This is a genomic window from Treponema denticola (assembly GCF_024181405.1).
GTDB classification, from domain to species: domain Bacteria; phylum Spirochaetota; class Spirochaetia; order Treponematales; family Treponemataceae; genus Treponema_B; species Treponema_B denticola_D.
In genome coordinates this window covers 1,411,815-1,425,039 of sequence record NZ_CP051302.1, presented here as the reverse complement: position 1 = coordinate 1,425,039, position 13,225 = coordinate 1,411,815, and the positions used below count along the sequence as shown (strand labels likewise).

Annotated in this window: 9 protein-coding genes and 1 tRNA gene; 4 read left to right on the top strand and 6 right to left on the bottom strand. The window is 38.6% G+C overall.

Annotation, left to right across the window (positions count from 1 at the left end; all coding sequences use genetic code 11):
* Window positions 1–51: 51 nt before the first annotated feature.
* On the top strand, window positions 52–1,050 hold the full coding sequence (locus tag HGJ18_RS06820; RefSeq protein ID WP_253695270.1) for an omptin family outer membrane protease: 999 nt from the start codon (window positions 52–54) through the stop codon (window positions 1,048–1,050).
* Window positions 1,051–1,131: 81 nt separating this feature from the next.
* Here HGJ18_RS06820 and HGJ18_RS06815 read toward each other — a convergent pair whose 3' ends face one another.
* Together HGJ18_RS06815 and HGJ18_RS06810 are read right to left on the bottom strand one after the other, a co-directional pair.
* Entirely contained in the window at window positions 1,132–1,917 is a 786-nt protein-coding gene (locus HGJ18_RS06815; RefSeq protein ID WP_253695269.1) for a septal ring lytic transglycosylase RlpA family protein, read from the bottom strand.
* Window positions 1,918–2,016: 99 nt separating this feature from the next.
* Window positions 2,017–2,100 (bottom strand) — tRNA-Leu (locus HGJ18_RS06810).
* Between the two features lie 39 nt (window positions 2,101–2,139).
* On the opposite strand from HGJ18_RS06810, the gene HGJ18_RS06805 reads away from it, so the two are divergent.
* The gene (locus tag HGJ18_RS06805; protein WP_253695268.1) at window positions 2,140–3,063 is read left to right on the top strand and encodes a TatD family hydrolase; all 924 of its coding nucleotides are present in this window, start codon (window positions 2,140–2,142) and stop codon (window positions 3,061–3,063) included.
* Window positions 3,064–3,157: 94 nt separating this feature from the next.
* Here the strand turns inward: HGJ18_RS06805 and HGJ18_RS06800 are convergent, their stop codons facing one another.
* Entirely contained in the window at window positions 3,158–7,264 is a 4,107-nt protein-coding gene (locus tag HGJ18_RS06800) for a FlgD immunoglobulin-like domain containing protein (protein ID WP_253695267.1), read from the bottom strand.
* Between the two features lie 382 nt (window positions 7,265–7,646).
* Between HGJ18_RS06800 and HGJ18_RS06795 the strand changes: the two genes are divergently transcribed.
* Both HGJ18_RS06795 and HGJ18_RS06790 read left to right on the top strand, forming a co-directional pair.
* On the top strand, window positions 7,647–8,657 hold the full coding sequence (locus HGJ18_RS06795) for a hypothetical protein (protein WP_253695266.1): 1,011 nt from the start codon (window positions 7,647–7,649) through the stop codon (window positions 8,655–8,657).
* 537 nt (window positions 8,658–9,194) lie between these two features.
* Complete coding sequence (locus HGJ18_RS06790; RefSeq protein ID WP_002675458.1) at window positions 9,195–9,632, top strand: hypothetical protein; 438 nt, start codon at window positions 9,195–9,197, stop codon at window positions 9,630–9,632.
* Between the two features lie 478 nt (window positions 9,633–10,110).
* Here the strand turns inward: HGJ18_RS06790 and HGJ18_RS06785 are convergent, their stop codons facing one another.
* The 3 genes from HGJ18_RS06785 to HGJ18_RS06775 form a co-directional block, all read right to left on the bottom strand.
* Window positions 10,111–11,619, bottom strand: coding sequence for a capsule assembly Wzi family protein (locus HGJ18_RS06785; RefSeq protein WP_253695265.1), 1,509 nt, complete (start codon window positions 11,617–11,619; stop codon window positions 10,111–10,113).
* Window positions 11,620–11,714: 95 nt separating this feature from the next.
* Complete coding sequence (locus HGJ18_RS06780) at window positions 11,715–12,230, bottom strand: hypothetical protein (protein WP_253695264.1); 516 nt, start codon at window positions 12,228–12,230, stop codon at window positions 11,715–11,717.
* 150 nt (window positions 12,231–12,380) lie between these two features.
* Window positions 12,381–13,166, bottom strand: coding sequence for an outer membrane lipoprotein-sorting protein (locus tag HGJ18_RS06775; RefSeq protein ID WP_253695263.1), 786 nt, complete (start codon window positions 13,164–13,166; stop codon window positions 12,381–12,383).
* Window positions 13,167–13,225: the final 59 nt, after the last annotated feature.

The following is a 13,225-nucleotide window of genomic DNA, read 5'->3' as shown; positions in this document are numbered from 1 at the left end:
GCTTTAGCAATACTTGACATAAACTTTAAGACCAACTAAACTAATCTTAGTATGAGCGGTTTTGATAGGCGGATCATTATCCTTATTTTTCTTTTTATAAGTGCTCACTCTATCTCATCCGAAGAAGGAAAAACTTCATTTAGTTTTTCTGTTTCTCCGTCGCTTATAGCAGGTTCGGGATTCGAGTATGTCTTTAGCACTGACTCACATATTAGAAGCAAGCTTGATTGGCCTCTTTTGCCTGCCGGAGGCCTTACTGCCGATACCGAGTTTAAGCTTAAAAACGGATTGTACTTTTCTTTTATTTCTTCATTTATAATCCCCGCATATTCGGGACAAATTTTTGATTATGACTATCTTAATCCCTATGATTCTTCAATGCTGACCCATTTTTCGGAGCATAAGGCCTATGTTAAAAAGGGCTTGGATTTAAATCTAAATATCGGCTTTATGAAACTTCTTGTTGAGTATAAAACCCCTTCGGATAAAAAAATAAGAGTCTCTTGTGCTCCATCCATAGGAATAAGGTATATTTTAAATGCGTGGGATGCCATGGACGGTTACATCAAGTATCCTCCCGATACAAATCCTCCAAGTCCTGTTTTACCGGATACTCCTACTATTCCTGTTGCAGGACTCGGAATAAGTTATAAACAAAGCTTTATTTTGCCAAGTGTAGGAGTTCTATTTAGATTTGAGCTTCCAAGGGATTGGAAGATTGATTTATCTACTCAGCTTTGCCCGAGTGCTATTGGGTTTGCAGAGGATTTCCATTATAAAAGAGAGGATGGCGGCTTAAAATTTGTAGATGTTTTTAAAAAGAAAAATCTGTCTTTTTATTTATACCTTTCGGCTGAAAAAAGACTTTCAAAGCATTTTTCTTTTTTTTCTTCCATTGATTACACCTCTATTACGGCCTACCATGGAAAGCTTTTTACTTATTATTTAAAATCAGGAATATTGAAAAGCAGCTCATCTACCGGTGCGGTTGGTGCTGCCTTATATTCTACCCGTATCAATTTAGGCTTTATATTTCATATAGTAAAATAGATTTTTCAGATAATTTTAAATAAAAAACCCAAGCTCCCCCTATGGAAGCTTGGGAAAAATTATTTTAGGAGGTTCTATGTTTTACCAACTTTCTTGGCGTAAGACATAATCATTAAAAGAGTTTAACTCAAGAACCCTTTTTACTTTTTCAAGTTCATGAGGTCTAATACCGTATAAAACAACTCTTGTAGTGGTTTCCGTTTTTTCATAGGCGGGTTCAAAACCTATCTTTCTTAATTTTATGACAAGCCTTAGGGCATTTTCTTCACGCTTAAATGAACCCAGCTGAATTCTCCATAAAACACCCTCTGTTTCCGAAGCCTTGGCAGGCGTATAAACAAGGCTTTTATTTTTTGTGCTGTCGGTTAAAGCTTGGAAATCCTGCTCTTTTGTTTTTACCAAGTCCTTTGCTCTGCTGCTTGTTTCTTCCGTTTTTACGGGAGTCTTTTCCTGATTGACAGGCCTTTCTGACGTTTCGGTACTTGTAAAAGAACCCATATTGTTAGGATCTATCCTTCTTAGGCTTACCCTTACAACTCCATAGGATAGCATATCCAAGGCAGCGGCGGCAGCCTTCGAAACATCTATTTCGCGGTTACCGACAAAGGGGCCTCTATCATTTATTCTTACGATGACCTTTCTTCCGTTCTCTAGGTTGGTAACTTCAACAAGAGTTCCGAACGGAAGAGTTTTATGAGCCGCAGTGTAAGCATTCATATCGAATATTTCTCCGTTTGCGGTCGGCCTTCCGTTAAAGGCTTCCCCGTAGTACGAAGCATAAGTTTCCTCGCTTATAATTTCTCCCTGTGCAGCTAAAAAGTGCATAAAGGATAAGGACAAAATTAACATAAGGATTGCTTTTTTCATTTAATTCCTCCCGAATTAAAATCTTATATATTCAGTATCGGAATAAAAAAAAAGAAGATTAGAAAAAAAGCCTTAAACCGATTAAGTTTAAGGCTTTTGTGCTGAAGACGGGAATTGAACCCGTACGGCATTACTGCCAAGGGATTTTAAGTCCCTAGTGTCTACCTATTCCACCACTTCAGCGGATGTGGTATACTATCATAAATTTTAAAGGTGGTCAAGATGTTTTCCGATTCTCATGCACATTTTTTTATGATTTTTAAACGAAATGAAGGCGATGCTTCATTTTTACATACAATGATGGAACGTAAATTCAGGTTTGCCATGGATATAGGTACTCAACCCGGAGATTTAAAAGAAAGACAAAAATTTATTTCGGATGTTTTTGAAGAAAAAATGGAAGGTCAAAAGCCAGGACTTTTAGCCTTGCCCGATTTTATGCATTTTGCGGCGGGTCTTTGGCCCCATGCCGAAAGCATTGCCGAGCCCGAAAAGGCTCTTGCTGCCCTAAAAACCGATATCGATACTCTTTTTTTACAAAAAGCCGAAGCGGAAAAGACTAATCCGGGTAAGCCCTGTTATTGCGGCCTTGGGGAATGCGGGCTTGACCGTTATTGGAACGGCCCTGCTGCCGAAAAAAGGGGCGGGGATTTAAATTCCGAAGAAAAAGGCACAAGCGATATAGAAGGGGAGGAGATTCTTTTTAAAGAGCAGTTAAAAATTGCAAAAGAAAAAAATCTTTCCGTAATCGTTCATTCAAGGGATGCTTATGAAGATACCCTAAAATGTATTGATGAGGTAGGCTATCACAAGGGGATAATCCACTGCTATTCTTACGGGCTTAAAGAGGCATATTCCTTTTTGGAAAGGGGCTGGTATATTTCCTTTCCCGGAAACATAACCTATGCTAAAAAGCAGGCCGATAAGGATAGGATCGCAGAGCTTGTGAGAGCTGTGCCTGCCGATAAGCTCCTGCTTGAAACGGATGCCCCCTATTTAGCCCCCGTTCCTTTTAGAGGAAAGATAAATACTCCTCTTTTAATAGAATACACCTATGCCGCCGTTTCCGAAATTTTAGATAAATCCATGGAAGCTTTGGCGGAACAAATTTATCAAAACTGCTGTTCTTGTTTTTTGGTAAAATAGTGTAGTTTTTTTAAAAAATTTTTGCACTAAAAAAGGCTGTCCGCCCTTATGGGAGCCCCTTGTGGGATTCCGTATGGGGAACAGCCTTATTGTTTTACTGCTTAATCAAAATAAATTCTACTCGGCGGTTTTTCCACCAATTGTCCCTGTCGTTAAAGGAGGCAACGGGCTTGGAGCTTCCCATTCCGACCGAAGAAAGACGCGTACTTCTAACGCCTTCCTTTATAAGGAATTGGCGGACTGCCTCTGCCCTTTGTTTTGATAAGGGGAGGAGGGCTGTTGTTTCTTCTTTTTCGGTACCTGTCGTAGTATTGGCATGTCCTTCTACCTGAACCTGATATTCCGGGAATTTATTTAGGATAACGGCTATACGCTTTAAGATGTTATTGTTCTTATCGACTATGGGCTGATCTAACCCATTAAAGTCTGCTGCATTTGCCCTAAAAATAATCGAAGGTACGGCTATTTTAAGTTTATCCCCGTCCCTGATGACAAGAATATCTACCGGGATGTAGCCCCTGTAAACCGAGGTGAGGCCTACCTTGTCGGTGACCGTAAAGGTAAAAGGATAATCCGTTGCCGACTGTACCGTTTCTCCTGAAAGAGAGCGGCCGTCCCAGATAAGTTCATTAGTTATTTTTTCTTTTCCGCCGGTTTTCCAGAAAAGCTTTCCGCCGTTTTCTTCCGGTTCGGTGATTTCAAACTTCCAGTTGTCGATGCCGGCCTTTGAATCGGCTTTTAGGCTTATGTAGAGGTCATCATCGGTTCCGTCATTATCGGGGCTGAAATATTTAGGCTTTGTGCTTACGCCGATCTTAGGCGCCTGAGTTGAAAGGATGAAATCTTCCGTAAAAGCCGTTACTATATCGCCTTTTTTATACTCGATGTACATAGTTGCCATATACCTGCCGTCGGGAGCCTTTGAGTTTCCGCTCTTGCCGTCCCATACAAGTTTTTTAGGCAGATTTCCGTCCTTTTTGGAAGTCCATTCGGCAAAAACCTTGCCGCTTTCCACATCCGAAATCTGAATATTCCAGTTGTCTATTTCGGCATCAATGTTTGTAAGCACCGAAATATTTTGAACATCCTTTATTCCGTTACCTGTAGGAGAAAATACCTTGTGTTCGGTGGTTATATAGCCCTTGGCTTGACGGCGGTCTACGATTATGCCTTCAAGTTTTTGGACGGTTTTGTTTCCTGCTTCGTCTTCAGCCTCTACGACATAGGTATATTTTTCATCAGAGGCCTTATTGCCCGTATCGTCATCTGCTGCCCAGATAAACTTATCGGCCTTATCTTTCCATTTTAAGGTTTTTACCGTTTTGTTTTTGGAATCGACAAAGCGTCCCACCCATTCTTTTTCGGAAGAAGATATTTGATCTATGGGAAGGTTCGGCTTGTTGTTTCCTTCAACAGGAGAAAAGGCCAGATATGGAGCGGAAATTTGAATTTCAGGATAAACGGTGTCTATCGTTATCGATGAAATAACGGATTTTGCCTTGTTTTTGTTTGCAAGCTCTACTTCAAATTCTGCAGAGTATATTCCGTCAGGAACGCCGTCAGGAGCCGTTCCATTTTTTTCTGAAGATGAAATTTTATCAAGTTCTCCATCCCAAGTTATTTTCTTTGGAGGAGTATTGCCCTTGTAGGCCTTAACAAGCTTGCCCTTTGAGTCCTTAATGTTAAGAGTAAATGAGCTGACAGCCGTTTTTGATTTTACTACAGGATAGAATTCCATGCTGTCCTTTACCCCGTCATTATTGGGAGAAAAGGCCGTATAATTTGATTGGAGAATGATATCCGCTTTTTCGGTATTGAGCTCTACAAGCACGGTATTCGAGAGAGCTTCGTTTTGAGCCTCATCAATTCCCCTTAATACATAGATGTACTTACCGTCTTCGGCAAAACTGCCGTCGGACTTTCTTCCGTTCCATTCAAATTGAGGCGGCAGCTTGTCCCCAAGGCTGCTTGTAAAAATAGGTGTTCCGCTGATTGTATTTCCGCTTGAGGCCTTATAGATTTCCGCCGTCCATCTGCCGGGTTTTTCTTCCTTGTGAGTAAAGATAATGCTGTCCAGTTCTCCGTCGCCGTCGGGAGAAAATAGTTTTTGGTTCGTACTTGCTTCAGCCTTGGGCGGTGTAATGTCCAAGTTAAAAGAGGGCGTTTGAGTTGAAGGCTTATGTCCGTTTATATACCTTGCGGAAATAAAGGCCTTGTATGTACCCTCAGGCAAGAGCTTTCCTGCTTCGTCCTTTCCGTCAAAACTTTTGGTTTCTATCTTTGATGGGCTTCCCGTATATGTTTTTACGGTTGCACCTGTTTGATTTTTTACTTCAATCTTCCATTCTTCAAGCCCCTTGGTAATCGGAATTGAAGGAATAAAGTTTATCTTATTGTTTGAGCTGTTGATCGGTGAAAAGGCGTTTTTATCTATATTTATGTTGATCGAGGGCTTGTAGGTATCTACAATGATGTTTGAAAGGCTTGATACTGTTTTATTTTTTGCCCTGTCGATAGACTCGATTTTATAGCTGTAAACTCCGTCAGGTACAAAAATACCAGAATCGTCTTTTCCGTCCCAGCTTAAAGGAGAAAGTTCATTATTTTTAACCTCTATTTTTTTTACGGCCTTGCCTTGGGCATCGCTTATGCTTGCCGTCCAAAGGTCTTCATTTGAACCCGTGTTGTCGAAAACAAAGACGTCTTTGTTTCCGTCCCCGTCAGGACTGAAGATGAGGGCTTCTTGGTTTTGAGGTTTATTAAATGTAAGAGCGGGAGGAGTTTTATCCACATAGGCTGTGTAAACTTGAGATTCCGATTTATTTTTGTTGTCGTCTTCGGCTCTTATTATAAAGCCGTATTTTCCGTCGGGGGCTATTTCTCCCGAATCGGTGCGTCCATCCCAGCGGAGGGTATCGGGCACTTCAACTCCTTCTTTGGATTTTCCTAAGAGTTTAAAAAATGAGGCTGCGTCTTTCATTTCGCGTAAAGGAGTTTTGTTAGAAATTGTGCGGACAGTGTTTCCTTTTTCATCCTTTATTTCGCAGCTCCAAGCCGTTATATATCTTTTGTCGGTAATTTTTAAGGGGATTTCCATTGCATCGTTTTCTCCGTCATTATTGGGAGAAAAGTACAGCGTACCGTTTTCGGGCATTCCGGCTTGGATTTTAGGCCCTTCGTTGTCTTTTAAACCGAAGTGAACATTTACGCCTCCGCCGAATGCCCAAATTCCGTTATGGAATGGTTTTGCTGCAAACTCGGGACGGATTTCGTTTTCTTCCCAGCCGTTTTTCTTTAAAAATGAATCGTTTGATCCTTTAGATTTAATCTTTATATTTACTCCTATGTTGAAGGAGGGGATAAATGTCTGTTTTTTATGAATTGCTTCGACCGTGTTGATGGCAAAGCCTGTTTTAAAGGATATCATATCTGCCATGAGCATGTGAAGTCCCGTATTAAAAATAAGATTTTGGAAAAAGGGAGCCGAGAGGTCTGCGTGCATTCCGAGTTGGAAGCCGTCAATATCTACCAAGGTTGAAGCAAAGCCTACCCTCGGAGTGAGTATTGCAGGGCTGCCGCTTGAAGAACCGCCCTTTATGCCTGTTGACTTTGGGTTATAGGTTTTGCCTAGTCCCGTTATCGAAACGCCCAGCTTAGAGTTCTTTAAAAATCCGAGGTCTCCGAACATATAAAGAGCCCCGATATCGAGCCCGAGTCCCCAGTCCTTTCCAAAGTCGGCATAGGCTCCGGCTCCTACTAAAAGTTTATCGGTTAAATCCTTTGAATATGAAAAGCGTAAGCCTCCCATTGTTCCAAGTTTTAAGGAATCAAATTCCGAATTTAAAAAGTGAAGGCTTCCTGCAAGGTTTCCCCATCTAAAGGGGTAGAGGACTCCTGCATTGGCTGCATGCCCCAAGCCTTTTTCTTCGCTAAGGCCTGCAAGTAAAAAGTAGGAAACATCGAGAATAGGCCTTTGTTCGGCCCCGCCTAAAGCAGGGTTTACGGCAAGGCTGCCCGGCACCGTGTCCCCGAAAGGGCCGCCTGTAACAGAGGCCTGTCCTCCGGCAACCGAGGGGGATTGCAGCGCCGGCTTTTCTTCCCCTCCGGGCATGGGATCATAGGCAAAAACCGCCGATCCTATCATAAAAAAGCATAAAACAAAAAAAACTTTCGCTTTTAAACCGAATTTAAAAAAAATCATATTGAGCTCCTTTAAAAGCAAATATAACTGCCCAGTAAAACATTTTTATAGGTAAAGTGTTACTTAAATTAGCTTTTAGGCAAATTAAAATCAAGAAAGACCTAAAAAAGCTGAAGTTTTTCGAGGTCTCTTTATTCCTTATATATCGGCAAAAACTTATTTTTTTTATGGATATATGAGTCAAAAACTGTTATAATAATTAATGGAATATGTTGTACCGCATATAGGAGAGAAAATTATGGATGGTTGGAAAAATTTTGTTGTTATGCTTACCGGGGTTTTAGTTGCTGTAATTTTAAGTATATACCTAAGTAAATAATTATGGTATAATATTGCTATATATATGGTGGGCTGCCAATAAAAGTAGAGAGGTTGGAATAATATGATCTATGAAAAATTTAAAGAGAGAAAAAAATATATTTTTTTAATTACAGTTTATTTAGTGTTTAATTTTGTTATTATGCTTATAGTGTTTTTACGTATTTTACCAGGATACTCAGGTAAGTTATATATTCCTGTAAATGACAGTGATATATCCATATTGAAAATAGAGCCTGTTCTTCAAATGCTTGGAAAGTATGATAAAAATTATACTTTAAGTATTAATGGTTCAGAATTTGAATTTGGTTTGAATATGAAAAAAGTAAGAAAAATTCTTATGGCAACTTTAATAGTGTTTTTTATCCCTAATTTTACTTTTTTTGTTTTTTTACTATATACTTATATAAATAAAATAAAAGATTTTACTCGAAAGCAAAAAATAAAAATTATTTTTATTATAACTATTTATGTCATAATGAATATTATACTTTTTTTGTGGATAGATTCGTATTTTAATAAGCCAAAAAACTCGATAAGTTTTGTACCATTGAAGAAAGAAGCAGTTGTTATAGATTCAGTTCCCACTGAGATCACTGAAAGAGGCTGGTACAATTCACAATTAGCACAAACGATTTCAGGTGCTGAATATTATATTGCAATTAAGTTAATACGCGTGAAAGAAGTTATTTTAATATTTTTAAAAAGGTTTTATATATATAATTACATATATACAATTCTTTTAATTATATATATGGGATATGTCATTAACTTAAACAAAGAAAAAAAATACATGAATATGAAAATAACAGATGTCTTTTTTTACATTGGTTGTGTTCTTCTTTGTGTTTCACCTATGATAGTAAAAATAGGCAAAGAAGATGTTTTTTTATATACTATTTTTATCGAAACTCTTGGTATAGGCTGTATGCTTCCAAAAGTTTACTTAGACTGGAGATATGCTTATTATCTGGGAAAAAAGTCGACTTGGTTTTTTGTGAAATTATTCGTTTTATCCCTTATATTTATAGCAGGTATACTAATGTTTACTAGAACTTTATTGAGTGGATTTTAAAAATTTTATGTGTTTAATTAAACTTGAATTTCTATCAGATTGGTTTAGAATATGAAACCAAAACTTTACTTTTATTCACAACCTAACTATTTCAAGCTGCAGCGGAGCCCTGAAAACTGAGATGCCGATACTTGCTTATTTGTATATTTTGTGCAATAATAAAAATTATAAGAAAGCTTCAAAATTATTAAGGGTAAGATACAGCTAGTGCAGTTTCAAACTCTATAATCCGGTGAAGTATGTGGATCCCTGATGGTAGATCTACATGGATAGACCAAGATGGCCTAGTTAAAAACGTGATTAATGATGTAACATTACGAGACACTAGTAATATTTTAGCAGGAATGAATGCTGCTTTTTTAGTATAGAATTTGACGATTTTCAAAAAGGTGCTGTGGCATTATATGCTAAGGGTATTTGGGGGGCTGTATAACGTTTTTGGTCAGGTTCCTATGTATGGAGAAAATAAATATCGGTATACGCGAAGTTTATATGGATATAGTATTATCCTAAAGTCAAAATGAAAAGAGGTGAGTAATGAAGAAGAATATTTTTTTATTTATTATAAGTGTACTTTTATTTTTTATATTTATAGCATATTGTATATATACAAAAAATATTTTTGATTCTGCAAGACAGGTAGTCTTATTTAATCATAATAAAAATATTCTTGTACTGTCTTACCAAGAACCTCTTTTATATTATGGCTCAGGAAATAAAATTTTATATATTTATAATAATTTTTATATATTGATAGACAAATGCCGGTATGGAGAATTTCCATTAAAAATAGGAGATATAAATAATAATGATATTGAGCTTCTGATCGAAATACCGTTTTCTAGTGCTTCCTGGGGTTCATATAAAGAATATACAATTGATTTTATTAAAAAAAATAAAAAAATAGGAAAGTATGATATTAATTATAAAATTATTACTAAAGATGAGGTCATATATATCAAAAATGGAGATTAGTTATTGTCGTGTACAGCCTAACCATCTCACTTCTCGGACAGCGATTGAAGTGTTACATGCAGTGAGGCAAAGCCGAACTTCCAGCCAAATTCTTTTTGCGGTGTGTTTAAGCAAATGCGGTTTTTGGAGCGGCAGCGTAAACGCTTGCATAAAAATACTGCCTGAAAAAGCTCCGAGCAGCAAAAAGATTGGAGTGGTATTGGTGCCGCAAGCCTATAGGCGCAGCTTCGAAGCAAGCGCGGTGCTCAATTTTGTTTTCTTCATAATGCTAAAAAACAAAATTGAGCAGTCCGCCGCTCAAAGCTGCTTAGGCAAAAAGCTATCACTATCTGAAATCCCCACTGACAGGACTTTTGAAAATAGGTGGAGCAGATACAAGGAGTTAGGCAAAAAAGTACCGCAGGCGTATCGGGTATACGTCGAGGACAGTTTTTTGCCGTGCGACGCAGGAGATGCCCGCATATTTTCAAAAGAAATATTACCAGTTAAATCGTCCCTTAACCCATATAGAACTTATCTTGTTTAATTGTGCAAAGTCTCCTTTACCGTCATAACCTTTGGTGTAAAGGTCTCCTCCTAAAATTACATGCATGTTGTCGGTAAGGGAATAGTCAACCGAATAAGTGCTTGATGTGCTGCCGTAGTTTATATCGACTGCTCCGCTTGTCGAAACTTTGAGCGTGTCCCGCAAAAACGTTTTGCTTATATTGAGGCTGACAAAACCCCTGTGCATCGGTCTTTCTATATCATCCTTATGATCGAGGATGAGGTCTTCAAAATATTGTGCGCTGAGCGTCCAAGAATTCTTAATCCAGTCAAGTCCTGCGAGCGCCAATAGCTGGTGTTTTTTAATTGCTGAATTAAACTGTAGATGCATCGCGTTCTCTGTAAATGTAATGCCTTTTATTAAATTTTCTTGTTTTGGTTCAAACTTACGGTTTCCCATCCAAGCAGCTTCTAAGCGTACTGTTACATCACCTGCGGGGATTGCCGCATCGATACCAACCATCGATATACGGTTATAACAAGTGTTTAGCGTAATCTCGGCTTTTTTATTTGCAGGGATGAACTTATTAACTATAGGATGAAAAGGCTGTGAAGGATTAGCTAATTTCCCTTCCCATTCTCCTTGTTTGATAAACTCAGGGTTTTTATCCCAGCCGTAAAAACCTGAAACCGAAAAATCTATGCCGGGTAAAAAGAAGGAGAAGCGGGCGGCAGCTTCCGTGTCGGTAAACATCTTTGGCTTTGTTTCAGTCTTCGTGTACTTAATTGGAATTGAGCCGAGAGGTGTCTTGGTATCGTAAGTGTCCGGCGTATCGATATAGTATAGGTCGCTCTTTGCACCGTCTTCAAAGCCGAAACGCGGCAGTTTGTTGGGTGTAAAAAACGGAACGGCGACCGCTTCAAATGTAAAAATATCGTGAAAAAATCTTAAGCGGATACTGTCCGACGCGAGTTTTGTATCATCGGAAGAAAGAGCTAAAAAGGCGGAAGAATCTTTTGCACTCAGCACATTGGTAAGGGAAAAGCCGTCTGCCTGTCCCCAGTTGATGAGCTGTCTTCCGAAACTTAAATCCCAAATCTCACCCGAATAGCGGAAATAGGCTTCATTAAGTTTAAAGCCCGTGCGTGCGGGGTTGCGGTAATTGTATTCTGCCGAGGCTGAAAGAAAGGCATAGGTCGAACCTGCAAGGACTTCTCCTTTTATTTGAGCAATAGAACGGGACAGACTGTACTCGGCTCCTTTGTTCCATCTAAGACCGTGGGCTGTTTCCAGTTTTCCGCCCACCGTAAATACCGGTTTTGCGCTGTCATCTTCCGAATCGTCAGTAAATTTTTCATCATCTGAATTATCGGCTGCTTGATATTCGGATAATGTTCCTCCTGCTTCCTGCGCACCGCATGGAAATGTTAATGCAAAAAATAACATACAGAATGTAGTACTTAACAAGAACGCTTGTCTGTATTTTCGTATTGTTTTCATATCTTTATACCTCCCATAAAAACTTTTTGCAAAAAGTTTTTTCGATACAGCTTACCGTAAGAAATCGTTTTCTGCTGTATACTTTTATTTAAGCCTTAGAAGGAAAACAGAAATTGTATTAGCATTACAATGCCTGTTTGAACCAGAGAAAAAAACGGCACTATTATAAACGGCCACAACAAAAAATGCTCCGGTATTCCTATAACCTTCATCCAATTTTTTGTTTGATAGATTGGGTTATCTTCTGTTCCCGGAATGACAATCAACTTAGTCCACTTTTGGAATAAAAGACAATCCAACAAGAAAAAATCTCCGAAATTCACGATAATCCAATGAATATATGCGGTACAAAATAGTAGCCTAAATGTATGAATTCCGCCATATAATGTACTGCTTACTCCATAAAGCCAGCACGCTCCCATTACTATAACCGTAAGTATTTTATTTACCCGTTTTTCTTTTTTACTCATCGGTTCAGGTGCCGCTTTTTGAATCCCCTTAGGATATGAATCCATTAAATATCTTGGGTTAGCTATTACAAGAGCCGCCGCCGAACCGTTAAATATGGCCGCCATCGCTATGCCGTCCAATATTGCCCTGATTATATCCATATTAACACATCCTTTTTAAAAGAAGCCTTTTGCAAATAGGCGAGGTAGATGCTAGGAGCGTACAAAAAACACCCGCAGGCGTACTTATTGTACGTCGAGGACTGTTTTTTGTTAAGCGACAACGCAGATGCCCGCATATTTGCAAAAGTTCTACCTAATCTTCCCTTCCTCAAGAGAATTGACTCTAAAATAAGAATCGGGTATCTCTTTGTTAAATTCATGTTTTAAAATTTCAATTAAGGTTTTATGTTTTTTTTGCAAGTTGTTCATTTCCATTTTATTGCCTGTCCAAAAACCGTCTTTTTTTTCGATACCGCTGACGGTAAGTACCTTTAAAATAGATCCTTGCTCATCATAGAATTCCGCCTTTATGTTTAAAAGGGATTCCTTGTCTATCCATGAAACATATTTTGAGTACATGGATTTTTTTACCGGAACGGATTCGATTTTCCAGCAGTCCTTGGAATCGATTTTTTCTTCGCCTAAAAGAGTATGTTTATAATCGTCCACCTTGCGGCCGCTCATGTCATCATAGGTAAAATCCGTTCCCATAAAGTAGTCTTGGCTTGATGAACCGCTTATACGCTTAGCTTTTTTTAATGCAGGCATATAAAGCCAGCGGTCATCGCTTTTTGATTCATCATCATATGAGTATGAAAGATAGCCGACTCCTTTTACATCTGCAGGAAGTAAAAACACCATGACTGTTTTTTCTTCTTTTCCATAATCTTTTGAATAGGCTGAAACTTCCCTCACTCGTTTTTTTCCGCTTGAGTTTATAAGGGTCATCCTCATCTTAAAAGAATCGGTTACGGCCTTTTCCCTGCTACTTGCTTTTTGCATTATTTCTCTTCCCGTCAATTCCTGTGCAAACGCAAAGCTCACTGCTGCTGCCGCAAACACGGTCAGCACAATCAAATGTTTTATCCTTTTCATATCAACCTCCAAATAATTTATAATTGCTAATTATTGAAATCACTCTACTTTAAACCGAA